Origin of the sequence: Veillonella atypica (genome assembly GCF_041431435.1) — a bacterium.
Lineage (GTDB): Bacteria > Bacillota > Negativicutes > Veillonellales > Veillonellaceae > Veillonella > Veillonella atypica.
On record NZ_JAPVXV010000002.1, the window covers coordinates 115,518 to 141,514 of the forward strand.

General features: G+C 39.1%; 24 protein-coding genes. 4 read left to right on the forward strand and 20 right to left on the reverse strand.

The features are described from left to right. Positions 1-23: 23 nt before the first annotated feature. The 6 genes from O3598_RS03230 to O3598_RS03255 form a co-directional block, all read right to left on the reverse strand. Positions 24-821 carry a sulfite exporter TauE/SafE family protein gene (locus O3598_RS03230; RefSeq protein WP_287530493.1) on the reverse strand — a complete coding sequence of 266 codons (798 nt, stop codon included), beginning with the start codon at positions 819-821 and terminating at the stop codon, positions 24-26. A 60-nt stretch (positions 822-881) separates the two neighbouring features. Beyond that, positions 882-2,156 carry a nickel-dependent lactate racemase gene (gene larA / locus O3598_RS03235; protein WP_371451729.1) on the reverse strand — a complete coding sequence of 425 codons (1,275 nt, stop codon included), beginning with the start codon at positions 2,154-2,156 and terminating at the stop codon, positions 882-884. Between the two features lie 188 nt (positions 2,157-2,344). Then, positions 2,345-3,889 carry a ClC family H(+)/Cl(-) exchange transporter gene (locus tag O3598_RS03240; RefSeq protein ID WP_371451731.1) on the reverse strand — a complete coding sequence of 515 codons (1,545 nt, stop codon included), beginning with the start codon at positions 3,887-3,889 and terminating at the stop codon, positions 2,345-2,347. Between the two features lie 57 nt (positions 3,890-3,946). Beyond that, positions 3,947-5,689 (reverse strand): RNA-binding domain-containing protein, encoded by a 1,743-nt coding sequence (locus O3598_RS03245; protein ID WP_371451733.1) that lies wholly within the window; start codon positions 5,687-5,689, stop codon positions 3,947-3,949. A gap of 157 nt (positions 5,690-5,846) precedes the next feature. Then, entirely contained in the window at positions 5,847-6,998 is a 1,152-nt protein-coding gene (fucO, locus tag O3598_RS03250; RefSeq protein WP_060808008.1) for a lactaldehyde reductase, read from the reverse strand. Between the two features lie 141 nt (positions 6,999-7,139). Then, positions 7,140-8,288 carry a glycoside hydrolase family 3 N-terminal domain-containing protein gene (locus tag O3598_RS03255; protein WP_371451735.1) on the reverse strand — a complete coding sequence of 383 codons (1,149 nt, stop codon included), beginning with the start codon at positions 8,286-8,288 and terminating at the stop codon, positions 7,140-7,142. Positions 8,289-8,447: 159 nt separating this feature from the next. On the opposite strand from O3598_RS03255, the gene O3598_RS03260 reads away from it, so the two are divergent. Next, positions 8,448-8,681, forward strand: coding sequence for a (2Fe-2S)-binding protein (locus O3598_RS03260; RefSeq protein ID WP_005378014.1), 234 nt, complete (start codon positions 8,448-8,450; stop codon positions 8,679-8,681). Between the two features lie 147 nt (positions 8,682-8,828). Here O3598_RS03260 and O3598_RS03265 read toward each other — a convergent pair whose 3' ends face one another. The 12 genes from O3598_RS03265 to O3598_RS03320 all read right to left on the reverse strand — a co-directional run bounded on the left by O3598_RS03265 (position 8,829) and on the right by O3598_RS03320 (position 18,380). Beyond that, positions 8,829-9,461 (reverse strand): site-2 protease family protein, encoded by a 633-nt coding sequence (locus tag O3598_RS03265; RefSeq protein WP_316112082.1) that lies wholly within the window; start codon positions 9,459-9,461, stop codon positions 8,829-8,831. Between the two features lie 98 nt (positions 9,462-9,559). Further along, entirely contained in the window at positions 9,560-10,330 is a 771-nt protein-coding gene (locus O3598_RS03270; RefSeq protein WP_005381275.1) for a carboxymuconolactone decarboxylase family protein, read from the reverse strand. Between the two features lie 155 nt (positions 10,331-10,485). Further along, positions 10,486-10,917 (reverse strand): hypothetical protein, encoded by a 432-nt coding sequence (locus O3598_RS03275; protein WP_005381163.1) that lies wholly within the window; start codon positions 10,915-10,917, stop codon positions 10,486-10,488. Between the two features lie 85 nt (positions 10,918-11,002). Next, positions 11,003-11,524, reverse strand: a complete 522-nt coding sequence (locus O3598_RS03280) for a MarR family winged helix-turn-helix transcriptional regulator (protein WP_316706204.1) — start codon at positions 11,522-11,524, stop codon at positions 11,003-11,005. 529 nt (positions 11,525-12,053) lie between these two features. Beyond that, the gene (locus tag O3598_RS03285; protein ID WP_371451738.1) at positions 12,054-12,197 is read right to left on the reverse strand and encodes a hypothetical protein; all 144 of its coding nucleotides are present in this window, start codon (positions 12,195-12,197) and stop codon (positions 12,054-12,056) included. A gap of 177 nt (positions 12,198-12,374) precedes the next feature. After that, the gene (locus tag O3598_RS03290; protein ID WP_005384678.1) at positions 12,375-12,965 is read right to left on the reverse strand and encodes a nitroreductase; all 591 of its coding nucleotides are present in this window, start codon (positions 12,963-12,965) and stop codon (positions 12,375-12,377) included. 68 nt (positions 12,966-13,033) lie between these two features. Continuing rightward, entirely contained in the window at positions 13,034-13,261 is a 228-nt protein-coding gene (locus tag O3598_RS03295; protein WP_316706206.1) for a hypothetical protein, read from the reverse strand. A gap of 469 nt (positions 13,262-13,730) precedes the next feature. Continuing rightward, a complete protein-coding gene (locus O3598_RS03300) occupies positions 13,731-14,156 on the reverse strand; it encodes a hypothetical protein (RefSeq protein WP_005384684.1) in 426 nt (141 codons plus the stop codon). A 159-nt stretch (positions 14,157-14,315) separates the two neighbouring features. Next, positions 14,316-15,299 carry an inverse autotransporter beta domain-containing protein gene (locus tag O3598_RS03305; RefSeq protein ID WP_329845016.1) on the reverse strand — a complete coding sequence of 328 codons (984 nt, stop codon included), beginning with the start codon at positions 15,297-15,299 and terminating at the stop codon, positions 14,316-14,318. A 10-nt stretch (positions 15,300-15,309) separates the two neighbouring features. Next, on the reverse strand, positions 15,310-15,663 hold the full coding sequence (locus O3598_RS03310) for a Spx/MgsR family RNA polymerase-binding regulatory protein (protein ID WP_005380753.1): 354 nt from the start codon (positions 15,661-15,663) through the stop codon (positions 15,310-15,312). Between the two features lie 118 nt (positions 15,664-15,781). Continuing rightward, positions 15,782-16,360, reverse strand: a complete 579-nt coding sequence (locus O3598_RS03315; protein ID WP_371451739.1) for a TonB-dependent receptor — start codon at positions 16,358-16,360, stop codon at positions 15,782-15,784. Between the two features lie 895 nt (positions 16,361-17,255). After that, positions 17,256-18,380: a hypothetical protein gene (locus O3598_RS03320; protein ID WP_371451741.1), complete on the reverse strand. Its 1,125-nt coding sequence runs from the start codon at positions 18,378-18,380 to the stop codon at positions 17,256-17,258. Between the two features lie 215 nt (positions 18,381-18,595). Between O3598_RS03320 and O3598_RS03325 the strand changes: the two genes are divergently transcribed. Continuing rightward, the gene (locus O3598_RS03325; RefSeq protein WP_371451743.1) at positions 18,596-19,924 is read left to right on the forward strand and encodes a hypothetical protein; all 1,329 of its coding nucleotides are present in this window, start codon (positions 18,596-18,598) and stop codon (positions 19,922-19,924) included. Positions 19,925-20,055: 131 nt separating this feature from the next. On the opposite strand, the gene O3598_RS03330 is transcribed toward O3598_RS03325, so the two are convergent. Then, a complete protein-coding gene (locus O3598_RS03330) occupies positions 20,056-20,883 on the reverse strand; it encodes an amidohydrolase family protein (protein WP_371451745.1) in 828 nt (275 codons plus the stop codon). Positions 20,884-20,916: 33 nt separating this feature from the next. Then, positions 20,917-22,209 carry an SLC13 family permease gene (locus O3598_RS03335; RefSeq protein WP_316580368.1) on the reverse strand — a complete coding sequence of 431 codons (1,293 nt, stop codon included), beginning with the start codon at positions 22,207-22,209 and terminating at the stop codon, positions 20,917-20,919. A 96-nt stretch (positions 22,210-22,305) separates the two neighbouring features. Here O3598_RS03335 and O3598_RS03340 point away from each other — a divergent pair, with 96 nt between their 5' ends. Together O3598_RS03340 and O3598_RS03345 are read left to right on the forward strand one after the other, a co-directional pair. Then, on the forward strand, positions 22,306-23,205 hold the full coding sequence (locus O3598_RS03340; RefSeq protein ID WP_316580369.1) for a LysR family transcriptional regulator: 900 nt from the start codon (positions 22,306-22,308) through the stop codon (positions 23,203-23,205). A 364-nt stretch (positions 23,206-23,569) separates the two neighbouring features. After that, positions 23,570-25,861, forward strand: a complete 2,292-nt coding sequence (locus tag O3598_RS03345; RefSeq protein ID WP_371451747.1) for a hydratase — start codon at positions 23,570-23,572, stop codon at positions 25,859-25,861. The last annotated feature ends 136 nt before the right edge of the window (positions 25,862-25,997 follow it).

Consider the following 25,997-nt stretch of genomic DNA (forward strand, 5'->3'; position numbering starts at 1 on the left):
ATGTATATGAATATCTATCCTACTTAAAACAATATCCCAGAGCTAATAATCAATTTAATAGCCAATGCAAATACGCCGATGCTCATAAGTGCCAAGATAGCCTTAGCTTTGAGGCGTTTTGCTATTTGAGCGCCTGCTTGGGCCCCAAATATGGCACCAATACTAGCCGGAATAGCAATGCTAAATACAATATGATTCTCTATAAGATGTGTAATAACACCAACGGCAGTCGACACCGCCAAAATAGCATGACTTGTAGCGGTTGCTAAATGTGTGGGAAATCCCATGATGTAAATCAGAGCAGGCACATGTATAAGGCCGCCACCGATACCGAAAATACTAGAAATGAAACCAACGATAACACTAATGGCAATACCGATTGGTTTATTGTACGTCACCTGATCTTTAGTCAAAGATTCTTCTTTACGCTCTCCTTTTTTACCAAAGTTCTTAAAACCAATCAAGAATGAAGCACATAGCATAAAACAGCCAAAGGCAAACATAAATCCATTACCAGTGAACCATCCAGACATACGAGCACCTAAAATAGCACCTGGGAATGTGGAAATACTAAATATAAGTGCAGCGCTAACATACACCTTTTTCTGCCGTAAATATGCTAATGACCCAGAGATGGCATTACACATAACAGAAAATAGCGATGTTCCCACAATCATAGATGGAGACCATTCTGGGAACCAATACATAAATAATGGTACAAATACAAGGCCTCCACCCGCTCCAATTATCGTTCCAAACATAGCGGTAAAAAACCCAACTACAATAAAAAATAAGTAAAACAAAACTATATTATCAGACATAATAACACTCCTACACTACCACGTAAAGGACTTTCCATTGTAAAAATACAATAGACATAACTATTCTACAATCACTGTAGATCCATTAGGGATTATAGTAATCGATGCATCCTCGCCCATAATGCCACGGGCGATGCACAATGCTTCATCTAATGTGGACGCAGGCGTCATGTGCATATCGCGAATGACTTGATGGTCACAATCTTGAGTCACAACGATAACCTTATAGTGATTCAAAATACGCGCTAAAATTTGAATTTTCCATTGGTATGGTTTAGTTTCATTACGCGGTACGCCATGGATATCATCTAGGATTTTTTGAGGGCTTTCCATATTTTTGAAAGCCTCATATAATGCTTGTCCTCCATGTCCTTCTTTACAGGAAGCAGCGATAATGATAACACCGCCATCCTTACAAGAGGCTTCGCCAGCAGTCATGCCCTTTACGGATTGATAGAGATTTTGGTCAGATGGATATCCACCATTACTTGTGATAACAATATCTGCAGGTATAGCTTTCACAGAAGACAAGGAACGAATAAACTCATACCCTTCCTTATGCGCATCTACACAATCACCCGCCACAGCCTTGATAATTTCCTTTTTGCTATCAATGATAACATTCAAGATAAACTGCAAATTCGCTTTTCGTGCAGCGTACAACATATCCTTGTGAATCGGATTTTCATCGATTTTACCAGTCCGGGAATGCTCGCTTTCAATAAATTCAGCACAATGATTCGCCAACACAGTCACCTTGGATGCAACACCAGGCAACACGGATTTACGACCACCCGAGAAGCCCGCAAAGAAATGAGGATTGATAAGCCCTTCGGCGATGAGCAATTCCGTTTCCACCGCCAAGCGATTGATGACGCACTTGCCGCCCGATGGCAACGTGCCGATTTCCACCATATTCGCAGCATCCTCAGAATCATGATTGATGAGTTTTTCGTTATTCACGATATCCTCGCCGAACCGATGCACCATCTCTTCGTGCGTCATAGCCCGGTGAAAGCCAGTGGCAATCAAAATCGTAATATCAATCGTCGGATTCACCGCGCGAATGCGACGGAGCAAAATCGGCAATGTCACCTTACTAGGCATAGGGCGCGTATGGTCACTCGTTATGATAACCATATTGCGTTTGCCCTCAACCAAGGCTTCAAGAGACGGACTATTAATCGGTTGATCAAGCGCCTCCTCAACAAGCTCAGCCGGACTCTTCTCCGCCTTATACGCCGCCGCATTAGACACAAGAACCCCCTGCACGAACCGTTCATCAATAGACACATCTACACTTTTATAATCATACGGAAAAGAATACGTCTTCATATCGGCACCTCCTGTTGTATATATAGTAAGTATAACAAAAAAACTCAGAAGCAGCTAAATCGTATTCCCAATCTATAATTGAAGAAATAAAAAAGGTGAGCTGCCTCGAAAAAACGACTTCGGGTCCCGCTTTAGCGCGATAGCGTGTCGGCTTTTTTGAGGTGGCTCACCTTGCAAGCATAATTAAACTAATTAGATTGGAAATAAGATTTAGCTGCTTTTAATCGTCCTCGTTCGCACGATACTTGTAGTTCATCGCCCGGTTGTAGTTTTACATCGTTTAGAGGCACGATGTATGTACCATTCCGGCGAATGCTAACGATTAAGGTTCCGTCTGGCAAGTTGAGGTCTTGCAGTTGTGTATCTACATAGGATGCCACTACAGGCACCTTGGTTTGGAAAAAGGTTTGAACATTTTCTAGGTTGCTTTGACCTGTCATAGCTTGTAATAAGGAATCGTAAATAGGTGGTTCTTTTAAGAGTTCTGCCATCAAGTAGGCCACGATAGTAACGATACCAATAGCATAGATATTGGAAAAGCTATCCGTCATTTCAAGAACGAGTAAAATCGCCAAAATTGGGGTACGCATAGCAGCCGCTAGCATACCGCCCATGGCACAAATAACGAATTGCGGTACAAAATCAGGAGATATTAACCCTGCCGATGAAAGCAGGCTTTCACAAAAAGCACCGGCTGATGCACCGATAACGAGCATCGGTAGAAAGATGCCGCCCTGTGCGCCGCTGCCATAACAAAAGGTAGTGAGCAAGATTTTACCCAGCACAATACCACCGAGAAGCAATACACCATGAGATTGAAAGGCTAGCTGCCCTACTAGATCATTGCCACCGCCCAATAAAAGCTGGGAATCAAAGCCGATAACGGCCACAGTCACAAAAGTAATCACAAGTTTTAAGAAACGAGAGCATTTCATCCACTCGAAGAAACGCTTAAAGGCAAATATCATACGGCAAAACAATACACCGCAGAGCCCCATTAAAATACCTACACCGAGCAGAACCGGAAAATAATCAAGCGGCATCCCTGAAGTTACGGAAAATCCGAGGGCCGGCGTAAGGCCAAAGATAGTTACCGTAATGTAGTTCGATATGAGCGTAGCCACGAAGGTAGGAATGACGAGGTACGGATAAAAGCTTTTGTGCACCTCTTCAAAGACGAACATAGCCCCCGACACAGGCGCACTAAAGGCAGCAGTTAAGCCTGCACCGGCACCAGCCGATGTAAGAATGCGTTGTTCACGTAGGCCTGAATTCATCCAATAGGACACAATTTTACCGGCAGAGCCGCCGATTTGCACCGCTGGCCCTTCACGGCCCACAGAAAACCCTGCAAAGCCTGTCAATACGCCACCTATCATCTTAGAAATGAGCGTGCGGTACGGCTTCATGTCGAATAAACCGAGCATTTCCCCTTCAATTTGAGGGATACCGGAACCGCCAGATAATGGCGCCCACGTTAACAATCGATCGACAATAAAGGCAAATACGACCATAGCAATGAGCCAACCAATGGCCCATCCCAATGAAATATCACCCATTAGATGCCACCTGATATGCTCAGACTCGAGGATTAAATATCGATAGGCAGCGCCAAAAAATCCTGCAATGATACCTACTAAGGCCCCTTTAGCAATGAGTTCAGATAGTAGTATCCGGTTCATCGACATATCTGCCAAGGTAGAGCTGCGTTTATTTAGTTTCCATAGTTTCATGCATTCTCCTCCTCGTGGAAAATATATCGAATATCAGTCTAATCTATGTAGGATTCTCTAAATGGACGGCAATAACGATTTCTCTGTCATCCGTTCTAAACGAAGTTTCTCCGCTACATACGTATCAGTATATTTATAACTAGTATACTTGCCGTTTCCTACTTTTTCAAGAATACCCTTATTGAATAACTTCATAATCAGCCGATACGCCTGCGGTTTAGAAATACCTAGTGCATTGGCCACGTCTGTACGCGTCACTTGATCAACAGCATTGAGCAACGAATGGAAGGCTTTAATATATGGATTTCCATAAGTCGGTGTAACATCATATACTTGCGAGGTTCCATGTAATCGATATACATAATCAGCAGTATTCAAATAATACAACTGCTTACCATCCATATCGACCGATTGGATAATATTCATCTTTAATAATTGTTGAACATTCATTTCACAGATAGCAGGAGATAACTGACAATCATGGATAATATCGTCCATACTAGATTGTTTGAGTTTACGTATACTATACAAAACCATTAACCCTCTTAAGCTAAGTTCCATATTGGACTTGACCTGATTTTGTACAATTAGGGTAACAAAATTATCATCTACGGGTGCCTTATCAAAAACAACGCGCACATAAGTACTTGTAGACTCATCATATCGAGGTACCGGACGCCCTGCAAATAGTGATGGTTCAATAATTTTATCCACACCACGCCCCGTCTTTTCAGCCAATCCGATTCGTTTGAAAGCATCGGCTAATACGGTATTACGACTACGAGGTTCTGCAAACAATACGGAATTGGGTGTAATCCCTTGCATAAAATCGCCAGGACTCGTGATTGATATTTGCTCATCGTTAATTTCAACACGAATGCGCCCCATTTCTGTGTAATCCCTATGAGAATAAGCATTTACTAATGCCTCTCTAAAAGAAATAGGGTCTATATCCATCAATCGAACAGCAACCGGACCAGGAAATAGCTCCGTCATCATATTGACTAAATCTAACGATTCAATACAGCGCTCAATGGCCTGCAGTGCAGGGATATGCTCTGATACATTCCTACTTAATTTAGTGCCTTTCATCATGGTGAAAGCAGACTCTGCAGTCGGTATTAAATCCCTGATTCGCTCGCCTTTACCTAGTAGTATCAATCCAGCCATTGTTGGGTGAACGGTATCATCTACGGTTTGTACTAATTGTAAGGCTTGAGCTAATTTTAAATTATCCAGCTCAAGTAGCGACTGATCTCCTCTATACTTAGAAATCATGGAGCGCATTCTTTCAAACTCAAGCAAAGACAAATCATCAAATGTCGCATCTAACACCGGATAGGCCGACACATCTAGACCATAGGCATTTACCATATAACGCCGAATATCACGTAAAAACATCGGGTAATTTTCTGGCGTGCCATCCCCTTTTAACCGTCGTTGTAATGCCCGTCCACTCGACGTATAAATCAACTCATAACTCTTTGGAACCGCAATACTAATAATAGGTTTTGTAAAACTGTACATAATATCTGTACTAACAGAAACATTAGGTACCGTACGATTAAAAATCATAGCACTTAACCCCGCTGTAGACTGGTGGTTTTTATGCACGCCCGTAATCGTCCCATCATCCTTTACGCCAATATATAATGTACCACCCTCTGTATTTGCCAATGCTACAACGGCCTCAACTATTGTTTCTTCTGAAAGTTTCTTAACATCACTTTTAAATTCCGTTCGCAAATCTTCAATCAACCCTATATTTTCTGTATTCTTTGTATGCCCAGTATGCTTCATTTTCACACCTCCTGACCGCTTTACTCACAGTATATCCTTATATTTACATAATGTAAATATCTTACTCACGAATTCGTGAGTAAAAAAAGAACAGCATCTATATGAGTAATGATTCACCATATAGATGCTGTACCATATTGTTATTAATTACACTTAATTAGAATATAGATTCATAAATACCAATGATTTCATCAATGGTTACATCTCGTGGATTACCTGGCGTACATGCGTCGTTGAAAGCAGATTCAGCGAGAAATGGAATATCTTCGCGTTTTACGCCAGCTTCGCTGAGGGATTTAGGAATGCCTACATCATCGGCTAGTTTTTGGATAACGTCGATGGCAGCCTGACGGTAGGCGCTTTCATCCATAGCATCCACATTAGGCACGCCCATAACGCGAGCAATTTCACGATATTTAGCACCTGTTTCAGGGGCGTTGAATTTCAATACTGCTGTTAATAGCATGGCACAAGCCTTACCATGAGGGATGTCGTACACAGCACTCAATGGATGGGCCATAGAGTGAACGATGCCAAGGCCTACGTTAGAGAAGCCCATGCCCGCAATATATTGGCCTACGGACATCGCTTCGCGACCTGCATATTCGCCAGCCACTGCGCTGCGCAAGGAACGGCCGATGATTTCGATAGCTTTCAAATGAAGCATATCTGTTAATTCCCAAGCACCTTTCGTAATATACCCTTCTACGGCATGAACGAGGGCATCCATCCCCGTAGAAGCACATAGGCCGGTTGGCATGGACGCAGACATATCAGGATCGATTATAGCGATAATTGGAATGTCATGCGGGTCTACGCAAACAAATTTGCGGTTCTTTTCCACGTCAGTGATAACATAGTTGATGGTAACCTCTGCTGCCGTACCGGATGTAGTAGACACAGCGATAATCGGCAAGCAAGGATGTTTTGTAGGCGCCAAGCCTTCAAGACTACGCACATCGCTAAATTCAGGATTTGTCATAATCGTAGCAATAGCCTTACTCGTGTCGATAGCACTGCCACCGCCTACAGCAACGATCACATCAGCACCAGCCGCCTTACAAGCAGCCACACCAGATGTTACATTTTCAATGGTTGGATTCGGCTTAATATTGTCATATACATCGTAAGCAATGCCTGCCGCATCAAGCAAATCCGTAACCTTCGTAGCAACCTTAAACTCAAATAAATCAGGCGTAGATGTAACGAGAACCTTTTTAAAATGGCGATTCTTAATTTCGTTTACAATCTCCTGAATCGCACCTTGCCCAAAATACGACGTGCCGTTCAACATAATTCTCCGAGACATATACTTCACTCCTAACGAATAAAAAATAAACCGATAGAGAATAACTATACTTAGTAATTCTCTATCGGTATCAAAAAGTCCTGTATGAGGAGATAAATACGTTGTTATGAATACACTATATACTATGGATTAACCTAGTATTTATAAACCATGGCTCATCTTCATAAGCAATATCCGTTTCACCGATGCATCAAGACGTTCCTTAGAAATAGTGCCATCTTTGACGGCTTTCATAAGCCCATTATAGGCCTCTTGCATATGTTCATACTCATGGCATACGAGTAAAATGTCACTGCCAGCTTGGATGGATTGAACAGCCATATCGCCGAAGGTATAGTGTTTGGCAAGGGCGCCCATGTCCATATCATCGGTAACGACGACGCCGTTATAGCCCATATCTCTACGAAGCCAATCAGTGATGATTTTCTTGGATAAGCTAGACGGATGATCAGGGTCGATTTGTGGATACATCGCATGGGATACCATAATCATATACGTATTCGGTTTCGACTGTTTAATAAGGTCTACAAATACCTTTGTATCCTCAGTGAGTAACGTATCTTTAGACACAGGCACCACGCTAGTGTCTGCATGTAAATCTACATCGGTTTTACCAATGCCAGGGAAATGCTTGTACGAATACCATAGGCCAGATTCGTCATAAGCTTTGCCTACCGCACCTACAAACTTCACGACTTGGTCGGGATTCGTGCTATATGAGCGACCATAGGTTAATCCCAAGTCCGCATCAGGCGCAAAATTAATATTAAATCCAAGGTCCTTAAGTTCAGTCCCTACTTGTTTAGCTAGATTTGCTGCATGGTCAACAGAACCTTGACCCAGCTCTTCTGCAGGGGGCACCTTAATCAACTTGTCCTCCATACGCGCCACGGCGCCGCCCTCTTGGTCGATACCGATGAACAATGGCGTAAGTCCCGCACTTTTACCGGCCTTATTAATATCGGTAATGAGCGTTTTCACCTGCTCCTTACTCTCCATGTTGCGGTCGAACAAGATAATGCCACCCACTCGATATTCATTGAGCATAAATTTCGCATCATCATTCAAGGTTGTGCCATGAATACCAATCATCAACAGCTGGCCTACCTTGTCTGCATCGGACATATTAGCCACAAGCTTATCTACCTTTTCTTCTGGTGAAAGCTCACTCTGCACCACCGCTTCATAGGTTACAGGCTCTGCCTTCTTGGCAAAGGGATTATGAAATGCGCAACCTGATGTGAGTGCCAAAGCACCAATCATAGTCGCTGCTACTATACGTCGTAACATATTAACCTCCAAGTATAATTTATAATGCTTATAGTATATCATCTTCGACCATGTTATATGTACTTAACAAAACAACCTTTTCTATGCTATACTAAACTATATCGTAAAGTTTCGATGTAATTTAGTATATAATGACTCGTGTGAGTCAAAGAGGAATATATGGAATTTGAAAATAACCAAGTACCAGAGGCAATTCTGGACAAATTAACAAAGGTGTGTACATGCCGTAGCATTACACGCAAAACGATTAAAGAGGCCATTTTTAATGGGGCTCATACATTTCCAGCTGTCAAAGAAGCGACTCGAGCAGGCACTGGTGCCTGTGGTGGCAAAGGCTGTGGTCCGCGCATCGTAAAATTACTAGCAGAACTAAAAGAACAAGGACGCATTTAACATTATCCCTTGTTTTAAAATAGAACAGGCCTGTTCTATTTTACAGAACCTCATATAGGGCCCTTTCACCTAAAACACAAAAGCTATTAGTTGATCATATACAATCAACTAATAGCTTTTTTAAGTTTAAAGGGCTGTTTTGTTGGGTTATAGCACCAAGTTAACGATACTTTCAAAACCACCGAGAATCGATTTTTGCAAGGGCACAAAGATGTGCGAAGCAATCGGTGAATTTAATATAACGATCAAGATGAGCAAGGAAACCATGCTAAATCGTGCTACATGAATTTGCCATTTAAGAGGCAAGAAGTTCATCAAAATATGGCTGCCATCGAGTGGTGGCACAGGCATCAAATTTAAGATGGCAAAGTTAATGTTGTACACGACGATGAGAAGCAATACGAGGTATAAGGAGTCATTACCCAATAGGTTCGCTGCTTCCAGGCATTGCATAACAACGTAGCCGATAAAGGCCATCACAAGATTCGCCATAGGCCCTGCGATGGATACAATCATATCATCGGTCCGCGGGTCCTTAAAATTGGTGGGATTTACAACAACTGGTTTGGCCCAACCAAATCCACCTATAATCAAGGCCAAGGATCCAATGAGATCAAGGTGTACAAAAGGGTTCATCGTAAGGCGCCCCATCATACGCGGTGTAGGGTCACCCAGCAAATCCGCTGCCTTAGCATGAGCATACTCGTGCCCTGCAGCAGCAATGATTAGCGCCGGAATGGACGCGATAATCATAATTAAACTTAATCCAGAAAGAATCATACTACTCCTTGTTATCTAATAGCACTTGGCTACTACATCATGTATTGATTTATTTCCAATTCATTAATTGGCTTCTCATGTATTGATTTGTGTTCCATTTATTGATTTGCTTCCCTTTCGGAAAAGCCCGCATTAATGCAAGACAATGCATTCAACACACGAGGAAAGCCAATATACGGCACACATTGGGATGCAATGCTAATCAGAAACCTCTTATCATTCCCTACGTTCAAATTACCAATGACATGCGCCTTAAGCTGCGCTTCACAACCGCCTTGCGCCATGAGAAAACAAAAGGTAATGAGCTCGCGTTGTTTAGTGCTAAGCCCTTTACGAGTATAGTAATCACCGAACATATTGGCTAACCATTTATTGATATGACGCGTATCTTCAGGTCCCGATTGGTAAAAGTTATGCATTCCTTCGCCCCAGATTTCCACTTGCTTTTCAATGCCCTTTTCAAGGCGATTTTCACTGGTAATCGTGCTGCGATGTGGGTTTTGAATTTCTTCATCTCGGTAATCGAGTATCTTATTAGTAATCTTAAAGAACGGACGCACCTTCCCGATGCCAAGATACGGTACCGCTTGATAAATAAGTTCCACGATTTCATCGGGAATGACACCAAAATTTAACGCAGCTGGCATCATCAACGAGTATTCATCTGTGGCACCTGCCCCAACCAAGGTAGCTAAAATGGCCAAGAAACGGCTATGTGCTGCTACATTACAGCCATCCTCTATAATGACCTCGTGAAAGGCAAAATTTTCAAATAGATCTTCAAACTCAGGGTCTATATATCCTGCTGGCGATGCAATATCGGGGAACATGCGTTCCGTATAGGCTTGCGCAAATTCAGATTTTGCCATCCTTACCTCCTAAAATAATTATTAAGCTTTCACCTAACATACTATCTATCACAATTATAATTATATGATATTTATACATTCATATATACAACAATGGTGAAAGCCCCTTATAAAGAACTTTCACCATTATACGTATCATTATAAGTATTTAATTATTATGCATGAACGTTTACAGTTGCAGGAACAGCATTTACATCAGGGAATGCAAACTCTGTGCCATATACTTCTTTCCAAGCAGCTTTGAACATGTTAAATTCGTTTGTGCCAGGATTGATTTGGTACAATTGACCATCTGGAGCAAAGCGATATACAGTGTGCAAGCTAGGATGCACAATATATTTGAACAATGTAGCTTCGCCGTATTGGTTGTTATGCATATTTACTACATTAATACCGAATACATAGTTACGGCTACCATCGATCAAATTAAATTGAGATGCTTTGTCAAAGTAGTAAGTTTCTGTACCGTTAGCACTGTTTGGCACTTCTGGGTAATTTTCCAAACCGTTCCAGTTAGCAGCGCTAGCTACGGAACCAACCAATAATGTTGCTGCAAGAGCAAATGTAGTAACTAATTTCTTATTCATAATGTTCGCCTCCACCCTAAACGGGTAACACTAGGTCTACTCCCAATGACCCAATAATACAATATCTAATTAAATTATATCATATTTATCGTTTAATATCTTCAGGATTGATAACACCATGCGCTGCATCAATGGTATCTAATAATTTATTAAGCAACTTTCTCAATTCAGCAGCTTCATGAACAGTAAAAACTTCTTGCGTGCTAGCTACTAGTTTCTTAGGCACATCGATAGCGTCCTTGCGAAGTGCATGGCCTTCTTCTGAAAGAGTAACCATTACCACTCGTTCATCATTACGACTACGTTTACGCTTTAAGAACCCTTTTAGTTCTAATTTCTTAAGCAACGGCGTCAATGTACCAGAATCGAGGCGCAACACTTGCCCTAATTCCTTGACGGATAATTCACCATATTCCCACAATGCCATCATGACAATGTATTGCGTATATGTCAAATTCAAAGGTTCCAAATGCGGACGATAAGCATTTACGATTTCCTTAGCTACTACATACAAAGGAAATCCCAATTGATTTTCCAACATTAAATAATCATCTTCTGGAACCTCTGAAACGCGATTATAACCTGCCAATGTACCTATTTTTGCCATTAACTAGCCCTCCATTACACACACATTAATATTTCTAAAATAATTGTACACAATTTTCCATTAAGCGGTCAATACATCTTTGTAAATTCTTCAGCAACTTACGGTTTCATAGATAAGGGGGGCAAAATGACACGCTACTGCGCAAGCGGAGCCCGAAGTCATTTTGCCCCCTCATCTATTCCACACAATAAGTGCTTTAAGAATTTACAAAACTGCATAAAGCAAGGGTCTGTCTCCGCCCTGCGGGCTCCGCAGGGCCAAAGTCGGCTTCAAAACACCCACACATCCGCCATGGACGCTAATCTATATTTAGCTAATCGCAATATAGCATTTTACATTAGAATCCATTAGGAATTTATAAAGATTATAAGAAAAAAGGGTGCATGGGATTGCACATCAAAAACTCATTTTCGATGTGCAACCACATGCACCCTTTAGTATTAGGAATATATTTATCCTTAAGTATGATATGAATTTGTATGAGTTGTTTTTTCATCTACAACAGCCATATCAACGAGCATGGTCCAGGTTAAAACTTCTTGCGATACGCTTTCCAATGGATGGGCATAACAGGCATAGATACTACATCTGAGTGATCTAGTGTGTTCATTGCCTTTTGTATTAGTTTCGTATGATTGACAAACCAATCTTTTATTGTGCTTCGCGTTGCCATAGTTGCCTCCAACTAAACTGTATCATTAGTAATAGTATTACTAATTTATATCTATACCCCCATAGGTATTTACTATTATATATACTATATACCCATATAGGTATATTTGCAAGTGTATTTTCATTTTTATTCTAAAAACAAAAGGGGCCGCTTACGCGACCCTTTCATATGTAATTTTTAGTCAATATAGGTTACCGGATTTCCTTTGATGTCAAGTTCTCTACGATTCAATCCATTTGGCAAGTCTGGATAGCCGATGGCAAGGCTTGCATATACTTTTTCATCATCGCCCATGCCGAGTTCGCGAAGGCGTTTTATTATGCGTTCGTTGTCTTGTAGGTGACGTAATTGGTTCACCCAGCAGGATCCCAAGTCTAGTTCGTTGCAGGCAAGCATCATGTTTTCCATAGCACAAGCTGTATCAGAGAAATTATTGGCTAGCACAGGTTTATGAGCCAATACGATGAGCACCGGTGCATTGTAGTGGAATACAAATTTGCCCTCTTTGGACATTTTAATGATGTTCACCATGTATGGCGGCGTTTGTTCCGTTACTTCCGTCTTGCCATACTCTTCTTGGACAAGGGTTACTAGTTCTTTCAACACATCCGGATTGGTAATGACCATAAAATGTGTAGGTTGTAAATTGCCACCTGTTGGCGCGCGACGACCTGCATCGATAACGGTGTCGAGCAATTCTTGTGCAACCGGTTCAGGTTTGAATTTACGTGTACTATGACGTGTTTTTATGCATTCTAATGTATTCATGATAAACCTCCTTTTGAGAGTATTCTACTATGAATTATTGATTGCTTACAAGTTTTACTATATATAGATTATTGATTACTTACAAGTTTGCCTACATATGGATTTCTGTCTTCGTCAGAATTAGTTTTATATTTCCAGGACAATAATAATGCAGAGTTAAGTACTACGTGTAAGCTTCCCCCATTGTGTACGAGGGCGCCCCATACTGGTGAAAGCGTACCAATCATGGCTAAGATAATAGCAATACCATTCAGAATAAGGGCAAAGCTTAGATTAATTTTAATAGTGCGCATCATGTGTTTGGATAAAGCTAGATAATTACTGATTTTATTAACTGTATTCTAATTTTGCATGTGTTTATTACACAAATACATGAGCAGTTATTCATCTATCCTATCCATCGTATTCTTAATGCTCACACTTGGAGATAAGAGCCAATAGACATATATATGTATCTACAAAATAGAACAGGCCTGTACTAATTCCAATGAGCCCTATATATGGTTCTGCAAATTAAAACAGGCCTGTTCTATTTCTAATGAGCCTTATATATGGTTCTGCAATTTAGTACAGGCCGGTTCTAATTCTAATGAGTACCATATGTGGTTCTACAATTTAGTACAGGCCTGTTCTAATTCTAAAAAGGACTTACTGATGTCTAATAAATTAAAAATCGCGACTAGTTGATTAGAAACTAATTAACTAGTCGCGATTTTTCTATTTCTATATTTATATAAGGATTCCACAATTCCCTATATGGATTGATTATACTTGCATGGTTGCCCAGGTGAGTACATCATAAATAAGTGCTACAACAACGGCCATAGCTAATTGTCCACCAATATAGACAGGGACGAGGTATATAAAAAATGCCCATAAGGCACCTATAATTTTCATCCATACGGCCCCAAGTTGTTTACTTTCAACCCAAGCCACAAAACGATCTAGAGGGCTAACGATTTTTAAAATCCATCTAGGAACATCCTTATCTGGATTACACGCTGGCAAATATAGCAATACTAGGGGCAATACGATGGCATCAATGGTAAGTAATGTGGTTAGCGTTAAAGAAAACCAGTCAGGTTCTCCCTCCCAGGTCACAGGATGCGAATAAAAACGAAGCCCCCACAAATAGGCTTTGTATACGATATACGGTTCTAACAGCCATAGTAGAGGCTTTGTAATATGCATAATAAACACTCTCTCTAAATTATAAATAGTATATTAATTATAGCATATTTTTAACGTTTTAAATTGTGTACTTCTATGCACTTATATCTTTTTTAATAACATTCGCTGATATTTTCCGATGAGTCTAAAAATGAGGCTGTTTGTTACAGCCCCATTCTATTATTCCACAACGATCGTATTATCTCTTCTTACTGTTTCAAGCATTTTAGATCGCACTGTAGATTCTGTATCGAGTTTGTGTTTTCCACCGTACCACGCCATATCGGTACCGGCAAGGCGGAACATGATTTTGCCATAGGCACTACCGGAAGAGTGTTCTGGTTTATTGAATCCCATATCAATGGACACGCGCGGTGTCAGTTGCAGTTCAGTGCCAAGTCGCAATCCGTTTTTATCAGCACTACGGTCCAGAGTCCAATGATAGGCTTCTCCATAGATGCGAGCCCAGCGCGCATTTTTAAAGGTTTTTCCATAGGACACGGTATAGCCATCGGTAATACGTTCCAATGCACCATTGACCATATGTTCATCACTCATACCACGATAATAGTTGAAACGGAACTCGCTTTCACCAGAAAGATATTCAAGACCAGCACTCATGCGTCTATGTTGGCCCTTGAAACGGTGATCATAAAACAGGTTCGCGCCATGCAAATGATGGTCATCACTGCTGATGCGGCGATAGCCAAAACCGCTGTTAAGGGTCGTACCAACGTCCTCAGCGCGTGCCACGGAACCTTGGGTAAACCAAACTTGGCGGGATTGGTCGTCATAATGGCCTATGGGCTGCACCGTTTCTGCGCTGTAGAGGGGCTTCCAATCCTTCTGAAAGCTAAGCGCCACGGTGGTTCGTTTCATCCATGCTTTACCATTGGTATGCATATCATTGTTGATATTGGACACAGCCACTGCATTGATAGCGGAATTCACCGCATCAACATTAGAATACCGCGTCGTTTTACGCTCTGTTGTATCCATTACCAACGGTCCGCTTTCACCAATCTGATGGTCCGGCAAATAGGCCGGCGAAATATGAAATTCCTCAGTATTCACTTGTCCATTTTTCGTAGATGGCGCCGTATCACTGGCCCACACAGTAGGAGCCAGTAATACCCCACACAACACATACACTAAAAATCGCATATACACTTTTTTACAAATTGAGAGCTTCCATCCATTCTTTTTCTTTAAAGCCTACCAAGACCTTATCTTCTAATACCAAAATTGGACGCTTTACGAGCATACCGTTGGATGCCAACAAAGCTAATTTTTCCTCTTCGCTAAGACCTGGCAACTTATCCTTTAATTGTTGCTCACGATAAATCAAGCCAGACGTGTTAAAGAATGCTTTCAAATCCTTACCAGATTGAGGATACCATGCAGCGATTTCCTCAGCTGTAGGATTTTCAGATTTAATATCACGGTCTGTGTACTCAATATGATGATCATCTAAGAATTTCTTTGCTTTTTTGCACGTTGTGCATTTTGGATATTCTACAAATAACATAGGAACTCCTTTATCTACATATAACACTAAGAATCATTATTCATATGTATAGTGTAGCAGATACATCGATTAATTTCAATTTATTGTTTTATATATCATCTGTTGGAATAGCACCTACTTAATTATCGCTTATGATAATCTTCGTCACCTTGCTACCATTATGTTCAAAGAATATACCGCGAATGTTATCGCTATTATATCTAAGATATCCATAGAACCACCGGTTATTAAAGTCAATAAAATCAGGGCGTCCATAGACATCCATAACCTTTTTCAAGGTGTCGCCAACGGCAATGCCTCGAGCAGTTACAGCATCGCGATTGCTTACGGTTATATACCATACGATAGGTCTGCTATCTTGCATCAAGGAATGTCCGAACTTAATGCCTCCATAGGTAAGCTCATCACGTTTTTCACTAGTCGGCTGACCAAGGCTAGCCTTTACTGCATCAAAAGATGTACCGAGGGATACACCTGCAATTTTCATATCTTCAGCAGGCAAATAGGCCCCTATGACCTGACCAGGTCTATAATGACGATATTGCTCTGCCTTTGGCCAACTTGGTGAAAGTTTAGCATTACTTGTTTCTAAACGATCCATGGCTTTACTAAACCAACTGGCATCAGCAACAGAACTCATATTGCCAGTCAGTAATACAGCAATACCCAAACTAAGTGCTATAGATTTTGTTCTCATTATTCTCTCCTAGTCTCTCAAAACTATATAAACGATAAAAGACTTATAAAACTAGATAAATTCTCAAATTATCCCCATCCTAGTATCCAAAAAAGGAGGTTCCTCAGTTGTAATAATAAGGGTGTAAGAATTAAGGCTAATATAACAACTAAAAGGGTTATCCATAATATACCATAGGTTTTCAATATTAATTCAACAATAAGGAATAAAGATTTAAAAGCAAAAGAAGCCTGTCTTTTTTCTGCTATCCAAGATTTACATGAATAATATATCTTAGGTTTAGATAAAAATGGATGCAGTTTTTTACACCACAACATCAGCCAGGGTATAATCCATATATTACCAAACGTAAAAATCAGTACTAGAACTTTATCACCTAATGGGTATAGTTCCAACACATAACGATCATAAATTAAGCCACAAAAAACATATATAGAAATACACCAAATTACTAAAAGCAATAGCTTTACAACGAGGCCTAAAACAATTTTTATAATTGATTTACACATATTCACAAATATCTAACTCTCAAAACTATATGATATAACAATATAATAACCTAACCCCAAAAAGCACAATGCTTCTCAGCATCAGTATACTATGCTGAGAAGCATTGTGCCTATTGTTTTATGGTTTATTCGTATTTGACGATATATACAATTCTATCTATAATATAAGAAGATAGTCAGACGAGTCGAAACGCCAGGCACATCTCGAAAATAGTAAAATCTTAGGAAATGGCCTTTCAGTTATCTAGTTACACTAGGCAACGGAGGGCTATTTTGCTATTGCTAGACAAATAAGCGCTATAAGGGCTCCAAAGGATATCAATAACTATCATATTATATGAATATATAGATATAACGCTATCTCAGAAAATCTAAGATAGCGTTTTTTATGCCCATACACATGGTGTTTTCAGTAAGTTCTGAATGATATTGTGCCCTGCTATGACGGTCATGACTGACGGAGCGCAATAGGTAAATTCTGGATCTGGCACAATCGTTTTGATGTAATAATCTTGTGTTTCCATAAATGATTTGTATGTATCAAGTGAAAACAGTCCATAATTACCACACAATTCCCATCTATCTTTAGCGAGAAGGGCCAAAAATTCATCGGCGTGTGGGTCATATGCAATGTTAGGTAAGGTGCTGGTTGTTAGCCCCGTATCACTATTTGTACATGGAGAAATATGATACATATACCCTCTTGGTGTGATACAAAGCATCCAGGGAATTGCTCTAGACATAAGGGTTCGTTTAAAAACGCCAAATACTTCTTGTAATCTTGATTTTCGCACATACAGAGCATAAAAGGTTTCTCTATATTCCGTTGGATCATCAGGCGTATCGAGATAGGTTTGTTCCACTACATCAATGGGTACATTACATATATTTGCTAGGTCTTCAATCGAATGGCGCCATATTCCTCTACGAACTAAACTAATACGCCTTTTGGGGAATAGTAAAATATATTCACTACCAATATAATCAGATAAAGCACCAAAATGAATGCCATCTTGACGATTAAACTCAGGAAATTGCATATGCCGATAATCAACGTCAATACCCGTACAAGCGTAGCTTTCACCTAAAACAGTGCTACCATAGGTCTCAATCTGATGAGGGTCCCAGTCCCCTAAGTTATCGCCATACCGCATCTTGCCATGATCATAACGAAGCATCTTGGTGTGCCCCGTAGGCGACACGCAGAGCACGCAAGGGTACCCATACTGTTGCGTATACCAACCGCCCACGCTGTGCCAATCCGCAATCCGAGCCTCAGGCCATGCAAACAAGGTCATTTCCACCGGCTGCTGTCCATGTACACCATTCACGGACGCCGTGCCATGAATCGTATGCTTATACCAATTTCGGCCAATCATATACTGCCATGCCAACGGTGGCGTCGGGCCACTTTGTCCAACAGGATCACTAATCACAATGAGCATACCCATCCGCGCTTTTCGATAGGGTCTAACAATATCATTAATTTGGCGCACTAAACCTGGATTCATAAGACATCCCCCTTTTACCTTACTAATTTTGATGAAAGCTAACGCTGTTTACACCTTTAGTATAAATGAGTAGATGTGTAAAATTTAGTGCATAGGAGTATGCAAACTCATTACTGCGTAACATATAAGAAAGTTATATAATTATACTTAATAAAGAGAATCTATGTATTGTTATAGCTCCTATAAAAGAGATGATATAAGCAGGAGAGGTTAATATGCAAAAACTACCACTATTAGTAGGTGCTTTCATCATGAGCACTATGTTGTCGCCAGTAAAGGCCATCGACGTCAACATTCCTGGCGCGGATGCGAAAATTCCAAAGGATTCGTATATAAATTATCAAGCCACAAACCAAGCCATTGAGCGGGATGTAACGAATTATGTAGAAACGTTAAAGAGCACCGATAAAGCCAACGGTATTAGTAGAAACGAACTAGCCTATGCCAAAGAGGCCTCCATATATCGTGGCGAGCATTACCACAATACAGTGATTTCCGTTCACAATCGATACAGCCAAATCCGGCTTTCATTCCCCGTAGCAGGCATAAAGAGCGAATATAATATTGGCCGGTATAAAAATCCAGATCGCACCATAGAGGATTATCGTGTTATAACCGATAATGGCAATCTTAATCTAGAAATCGACTATGCAGATTACAAAGATCAGGATTGGCGCAACACTAAAATTGCCTATGAAAAACTAACAGATAAGGACGTTCATAAGTTCTTACAAGATAAAGCAAAGAAGAGTCCAGAAAAGCATATTTCTGATATAAAGGCAACTGTATTTTCATACCCTACTGTTACCTATAGTACTTGGGACAGCATGAAAATGCCTTACCTCAAAAACGGTCAAAAAACGACGATGACCGTCGATACCATCAACTTTAAATATATGGGCTTTGCCATACGGTATCCTCTATATCACGCAGGTATCGCCTATTTCGATAATAAACCGGTGTTGAATAAGGTGCCTACTGACAATCTACTCGCCAATTACGTGCTTCCATCGGTGAAAAATCTCAATGAGTTAAATCAATATTCACGCATAGAAAATCTAAATGGCATACAATATCGCGTACCTAAAGATGCCCTATTCGAAGGTGAAAGTAAAGAAGATTATCAAGATATTAGATATTACAAAAAAGGATCCATAACCTTTTTTGTTTCTACTATCAATCTTACTAATAATCCGTATACTCGTAATCTTATCATTGATGGGCATTACAATTTCAGTAGGAATTTACATTCATTCTGGAATATATACCGGTACCACCCAACACCAGAGTATATTAATTACGCTGTTGTATGGAATAATAATATACCTGGCCTATCCATAGATAGTTATGAACCATATAGTGATATTCAAATCCTAAACTTTGAATCCTATGATGGCACCTATCGTTTTATCTATACCATCTTTTATCCGAACTTTTTAAGTGCTGATGAAGTTCAAAAATTACGGAATATGATTGAGTTCTTTGATTCTACGAATAATCCTGAGTTTAAATTAAAAGAACATGTAGTGTTTCCAGATTCATAGTATTCATACACATTAAAAGCACTATACAGTTATTGTGAATATATACATTTAATTAAAAAAGAGACTCGTATCATCTAGATAGAGTCTCTTTTAGATATATTCACTTCACAAAATATAAATCATTAATTATGCTATTCAACTATAAGAGAGGAAGGTAATAATTGTTCAAAACTTTCTCCTAATATTAGTTGACGGATATTTTCTTCCGGAACCATTTCAACAAAAGCATTCCATGTAACATCATAGTCAATAGGCTCTTCATAGTTGGTATGTGGCCAATCACTGCCCCACAGCAATCGCTCAGGTCCAAAAGAATCTAACAAACTAGGTAACATAATACTTGCTAATTGCTTACATGTATTAAAATCTCCACCTTTTTTCAAACGGTACACACCAGATATTTTAACCCATACTTGTTTTGTAATCCCTATTGAAAGCAAATAGTTAAATCCTTCGTCTTCTAATGGGTTATCCGCTGTTGGTTTCCCCCAATGGTCAACAACAACCTTCACACCTGCATCCAAAATAGGCTCAATAAAATTTTTCAAATTAATAGCATCAGTATGTAATTCCATATGCCAATCCAATTGTTTAAGATAGCCTAATAACTTTTGATACTCAGCAGATAATAAATCTGGAGCATCTACACCATATAAGTTTAAGCGAATACCTACAATATTATGAGTACTGAGGGCTTGTAATTCTTCAAAAGAAATAGTTGGCTCTACAACTGCTACACCATACAACTTTGTAGGGTATGCATCAATAGCTTCAATCATAAATGAGTTATCTGTACCAAGAAAACTAGGCTGAATCAACATTCCCGCGGTTAACCCTTTGCTTTCAAAATTTCTAATAAACTCTTCTTTATTGGCTTCATAATTTGGTGCATAACGACGAACTGCAGCCAATTTTAAACCTGGTTTAAATACATGTGCATGAGAATCTACATATTTCATAAGGATAACCTCATAACTTTCACAAAAATATAGCTATACTAACACGGATATTATAAATGCATAAACAATAGCTGCTACAAGACAAATTGGTGCGCCCTTAAACATAAGCTCTGTAAACATTCTTTCACGTTCAGCATCAGAAACAGCACTTAATAATAAACTACCACCAGTGGAGAATGGAGAAATAGCGGTTGCTTGAGCACCAATAACTATAGATGAGAACAATGTAAATGGTGCAATATTGGAAGCATTAGCCAAGTCAGGTACAATTGGGAATAATGCAGGAGTAACGACTCCTGTAGTACTCGAAAAGAATGACATAAACCCAGCAATTACAGCCATAACTGCCGGTACAATTGACGCTGGAAGAGCAGAGCTAACAACACTAGCAATCATAGCAACAGTACCAGCTTTAATTGCTACAGATATCAACATACCAATACCACAAATCATTATTAGAGTTCCCCATGGAACATTTTTTACAATGTCTTTCTCATTTCCCAATTTCATCAATAAACCAATTACAGCAAAAATGATAGATACCAATCCTACATCAATCGATTTATCCATTGCCTTAATGAATGGGGTTCCAGGGAATATGCTATCTAATAATGGGAAAGTAAGTACTATAAAAATCATGCCAAAAATAAGAGATAACGTTTTCTTTTGTATTGGTTCAAAAGCAGTTGGTCTTTCCATATCTAGCAAGCTATTTTCAGTACTATTCTTCTTATTGAACAATCCTAATACCAAAAGAACTAAAACTGGAATAATCATAGATGCTAAAAAGATAGCCAACTCATAACCATAAGCTTGAGTTGTAAACCCCGCTTGTGACATTAAACCAACAAATACAATGCCACCAGGACTAATCATAAAGTTATGCCCACACAAAGCACCATAGTTTGCAGCAAGAGCCCCTACTAGCAGATTTGTATTGGTCTTCTTACAGAGTAAAATCGCAATAGGTGCAAAAAAAGCCAATACAGCGAAGAAACCCGCACCTAATGCAGACATAATTGTAGCTGCACCAAAGATAGCAAATGGCAACAAGCTTGGAAACTTACGAATTCGATATAACAGATGTTGAGCCAGTTTCTCTAGTGTTCCATTTCCAATAGCAAAATTATAGAACAAAGAAATTGAAAAAATAACAAAGAAAATACTAATAGGCCACATCTTGATAACATCACCTGGTTTTAAACCCATCATGAATGTTCCAATTAAATAGGCAAAAACCATACCAAATAGGCCCGTATTGATTTTTGTCTTATACCCTAATGCAATGGCTAATATAATCGCTAAAACAATAATTAAATTGATCATATCAATCCCTCCAAATCTACAAACTTACTTGAAACAAAAACTAAAACTCATATACAATAATCTAAAAGCTATAATACTTAGGAAGGTATCTTAAGAATGAATGAAAAAGATTTATTATTAATTAAAACATTATTTGAAGAAAAAAATATTACTCACACTGCTAAGAGATTATTTATTTCTCAACCAGCCATTAGTGATCGTCTCCAACGCTTAGAATCAGAACTAAATTGTGCTCTTATTGTTCGACAACCAAGAGGAATCTCTTTCACTAGCGAAGGAGAAATACTATATCAATATGCTCTAAATCACCTTCAGGACTATGAACAATTAAAGGCAACGCTTAGCTCAGATAGAGATACTACTAGAGGGGTATTAAAAATTGGGTGCTCTAATATTTTTTCTAAATATAAACTACCTCCTCTACTTTCAAAATTTATGAAACTATATCCTCAAATAGATGTATCAATGCGCAGTGGGTATAGTCATAACCGCTTTAAAGACTTTCTTGAAGGAAATATACATGTATGTATAGCCCGAGGTAATCATAATTGGCAAGAAAAGAAAACATTCCTTTGGAAAGAGCCATTATGTATATTTTCTAAAGAAATAGTCGAAACATCCCAACTACTCAATATGCCATATATTCATTACATTACGGATCCACTATTACAAAATGTTCTTGATGAATGGTGGTATAGTCTATTCAACACCCCCCCTAAAACAATCATAGAGGTGGATGCAATGGATACTGCCTTAAAACTGGTTCAACAAGGTATTGGATACACACTTTTATCACAAAGTTGTACTACAGACGCTCCCAACCTATATGCATCACCACTATTCTATAAATCAGGTCAACCAGTTATGCGAAGCACTTATATGTACTACCGTAACAACTATATCCAGTTTGCGGCTACTAAAGCGTTTGTTGACTTTATGAATATACATATACAAGATACTTCTGAGGAAATACTTTCTATAAACACTACACTATAATCTCCTCCTAATATGCATAAAACACAATTCTTATATACCATTATGATATATATCACAAACTAATTTCACAAATAATAAGTTCTTTACATCAGGTATAAGGAAAACTGATTGCTATCATATAAATAAACTTTATGTTTCATCTAGTAGCAGAATTATTAACTCAAAAAAGCTAATCTAATACATATTAGATTAGCTTTTTTAGGTATAGAATTTTCCGATATCAGATACAAAGATTTTTATCTTTGTTAATTTTCAAAAAAACAAATATGATAGTGTCAATTAATTAGATTAAGAATTATTAATTCATTATTCAATCAAACTAAACATAAATATTGTTATATAAGTTATAGCAAAGGAGTTTATTATGGTTACATTAATTCCAGGTGGTGTATATCTACAAAATGGTGTGGACATTATATTACCTACCGATACGATGGCACGAGAAAATCCTGAACAATTTAATCCTGAAGCTTATAAAGCTACAATGGCATACTCCATTATAATGGCCCATCAACAAGCAGAAGGTGACTCTAATCTTCGATTGAAGTTTGATGCTCTTACCTCTCACGACATTACTTATGTAGGTATTATTCAAACTGCAATTGCTAGTGGCTTGGATAAATTTCCAATTCCTTATATTTTAACCAACTGTCATAATACATTAGCAGCTGTAGGCGGTACCATCAACGAAGATGACCATGTATTTGGATTATCCGCTGTTAAACATTTTGGTGGAATCTATGTACCGCCACATCTTGCGGTTATACATCAATATATGCGTGAAACAATGGCCGGTTGTGGAAAAATGATTCTTGGATCCGATAGCCATACACGCTATGGTGCCCTTGGCACTATGGCCATTGGTGAGGGTGGACCTGAACTAGTAAAGCAATTACTAGGACGCACATATGACATTCAGCGCCCTAATGTTATTGCTATTTATCTTGATGGTAGCCCACGTCATGGTATAGGCCCTCAAGACGTAGCTCTTGCCATTGAAAAAGCTGTGTTTTCTAATGGTTTTGTAAAAAACTGTGTTATGGAGTTTATTGGTCCTGGTGTCTCTAACTTATCTCAAGATTTTCGTAATGGCATTGATGTAATGACAACAGAAACAACTTGTTTAACTACAATTTGGTGCACCGATGAAATTACAAAACAATTCCTTACCCTTCACGGTAGAAGGCATGACTATAAAGAGCTTAATCCAGGTTCTATCGCTTACTATGATGGATTGGTGAAAGTCGATCTCAATAAGATAGAAAGTATGATTGCTATGCCATTCCATCCGAGTAATGTATATACAATAAAAGAGCTTAATGAAGGGGGCAAAGAATTACTTGCGCATATTGAACATGAAGCTGTTGAACAATTGGATAACAAAAATCTCAGTCTTCTATTACCTGAAAAATATTTTGATGGTAAAGTTCATGTTGACCAAGGTATTATCGTGGGTTGCTCTGGTGGCTTATATGAAAACATCGTGACAGCTGCCAATATTGTAGGAGGGAAAAGCGTAGGAAATGATCGTTTTGCATTCAGTGTTTATCCTTCAAGCCAACCTATTTATCTTGAATTAATGAAAAATGGTGCCCTTATAGATTTAATTGAAGCAGGCACAATTGTAAGAACAGCATTCTGTGGTCCTTGCTTTGGTGCTGGTGACACACCAAACAACGGCGGTTTATCTGCACGCCATGCAACACGCAACTTCCCTAATCGCGAAGGCTCTAAACCAGGCAACGGCCAAATCTCTTCTGTAGCTCTTATGGATGCACGCTCTATCGCAGCAACAGCAATTCATCATGGAGCTTTAACACCAGCTACAGAAATTGACTATGATGATACAATTCCAGAGTATCACTATGATGATAAACCATATGTAAACAAAGTATATTCTGGGTTCCAATCAGCTGATAAAAGTGCTGAAATTATTTATGGTCCATCCATCAAAGCATGGCCGAGCATCGAAGCCTTGACTGAGAATATTTTATTGAAAGTTGCAGCTTACATAGATGATCCTGTTACTACTACAGATGAACTAATCCCTTCTGGAGAAACATCTTCTTATCGCTCTGATCCATATGCTTTATCTGAGTTTGCATTAAGCCGTAAAGTGCCAGAATATGTGGGTCGTGCAAAAGAGATACGTGATTTAGAAAAAGCACGTCAAGACGGTACAATGCCTAATGAACTAAGACTTGCTTATGAATTGGTAAATGAGCAAATGGGGTTGAGCCAATCTGTTGAAGATTTAGCAAAAACTACTAGTATTGCTAGCATGATTTATGCTAATAAACCAGGTGATGGTTCCGCCCGTGAGCAAGCTGCTTCTTGCCAACGAGTACTTGGTGGTGGTGCTAACATTGCACTTGAATATGCTACTAAGCGTTATCGTTCTAATGTTATTAACTGGGGTATGCTTCCATTCATCACTAGTCAAGAAGATGCTAAAAAAATTGAAATCTTTGACTATATTTGGATTCCAAATGTACGAGAAACACTACTTGGAGATTCCGATAACTTTGAAGCATATGCACTCAATAATGATAAAGAGAAAAAAATTACATTACACCTTGGTTACCTCAGCAAAGAAGAAAAAGATATTATCGCCAAAGGTTGCTTAATTAACTTCTATGCATCAAAAAAGAAATAATATTTATCAAATCTATAATGCTCCTTGAAACTTAACTAAAACAGCCAGTACTGCAATTACAGTACTGGCTGTTTGTATATTCATTGTATCTAGTTGTTAACTCAATAGATTTCGCTAGCCTATTCGCTTTCGTTTT

Excerpts from the sequence above, each read along its gene's own strand:
- O3598_RS03230 (WP_287530493.1), bottom strand. The coding sequence starts at position 821 with ATGTCTGATAATATAGTTTTGTTTTACTTATTTTTTATTGTAGTTGGG.
- larA (WP_371451729.1), bottom strand. The coding sequence starts at position 2,156 with ATGAAGACGTATTCTTTTCCGTATGATTATAAAAGTGTAGATGTGTCT.
- O3598_RS03240 (WP_371451731.1), bottom strand. The coding sequence starts at position 3,889 with ATGAAACTATGGAAACTAAATAAACGCAGCTCTACCTTGGCAGATATG.
- O3598_RS03245 (WP_371451733.1), bottom strand. The coding sequence starts at position 5,689 with ATGAAGCATACTGGGCATACAAAGAATACAGAAAATATAGGGTTGATT.
- fucO (WP_060808008.1), bottom strand. The coding sequence starts at position 6,998 with ATGTCTCGGAGAATTATGTTGAACGGCACGTCGTATTTTGGGCAAGGT.
- O3598_RS03255 (WP_371451735.1), bottom strand. The coding sequence starts at position 8,288 with ATGTTACGACGTATAGTAGCAGCGACTATGATTGGTGCTTTGGCACTC.
- O3598_RS03260 (WP_005378014.1), top strand. The coding sequence starts at position 8,448 with ATGGAATTTGAAAATAACCAAGTACCAGAGGCAATTCTGGACAAATTA.
- O3598_RS03265 (WP_316112082.1), bottom strand. The coding sequence starts at position 9,461 with ATGATTCTTTCTGGATTAAGTTTAATTATGATTATCGCGTCCATTCCG.
- O3598_RS03270 (WP_005381275.1), bottom strand. The coding sequence starts at position 10,330 with ATGGCAAAATCTGAATTTGCGCAAGCCTATACGGAACGCATGTTCCCC.
- O3598_RS03275 (WP_005381163.1), bottom strand. The coding sequence starts at position 10,917 with ATGAATAAGAAATTAGTTACTACATTTGCTCTTGCAGCAACATTATTG.
- O3598_RS03280 (WP_316706204.1), bottom strand. The coding sequence starts at position 11,524 with ATGGCAAAAATAGGTACATTGGCAGGTTATAATCGCGTTTCAGAGGTT.
- O3598_RS03285 (WP_371451738.1), bottom strand. The coding sequence starts at position 12,197 with ATGGCAACGCGAAGCACAATAAAAGATTGGTTTGTCAATCATACGAAA.
- O3598_RS03290 (WP_005384678.1), bottom strand. The coding sequence starts at position 12,965 with ATGAATACATTAGAATGCATAAAAACACGTCATAGTACACGTAAATTC.
- O3598_RS03295 (WP_316706206.1), bottom strand. The coding sequence starts at position 13,261 with ATGATGCGCACTATTAAAATTAATCTAAGCTTTGCCCTTATTCTGAAT.
- O3598_RS03300 (WP_005384684.1), bottom strand. The coding sequence starts at position 14,156 with ATGCATATTACAAAGCCTCTACTATGGCTGTTAGAACCGTATATCGTA.
- O3598_RS03305 (WP_329845016.1), bottom strand. The coding sequence starts at position 15,299 with ATGCGATTTTTAGTGTATGTGTTGTGTGGGGTATTACTGGCTCCTACT.
- O3598_RS03310 (WP_005380753.1), bottom strand. The coding sequence starts at position 15,663 with ATGTTATTTGTAGAATATCCAAAATGCACAACGTGCAAAAAAGCAAAG.
- O3598_RS03315 (WP_371451739.1), bottom strand. The coding sequence starts at position 16,360 with ATGAGAACAAAATCTATAGCACTTAGTTTGGGTATTGCTGTATTACTG.
- O3598_RS03320 (WP_371451741.1), bottom strand. The coding sequence starts at position 18,380 with ATGAATCCAGGTTTAGTGCGCCAAATTAATGATATTGTTAGACCCTAT.
- O3598_RS03325 (WP_371451743.1), top strand. The coding sequence starts at position 18,596 with ATGCAAAAACTACCACTATTAGTAGGTGCTTTCATCATGAGCACTATG.
- O3598_RS03330 (WP_371451745.1), bottom strand. The coding sequence starts at position 20,883 with ATGAAATATGTAGATTCTCATGCACATGTATTTAAACCAGGTTTAAAA.
- O3598_RS03335 (WP_316580368.1), bottom strand. The coding sequence starts at position 22,209 with ATGATCAATTTAATTATTGTTTTAGCGATTATATTAGCCATTGCATTA.
- O3598_RS03340 (WP_316580369.1), top strand. The coding sequence starts at position 22,306 with ATGAATGAAAAAGATTTATTATTAATTAAAACATTATTTGAAGAAAAA.
- O3598_RS03345 (WP_371451747.1), top strand. The coding sequence starts at position 23,570 with ATGGTTACATTAATTCCAGGTGGTGTATATCTACAAAATGGTGTGGAC.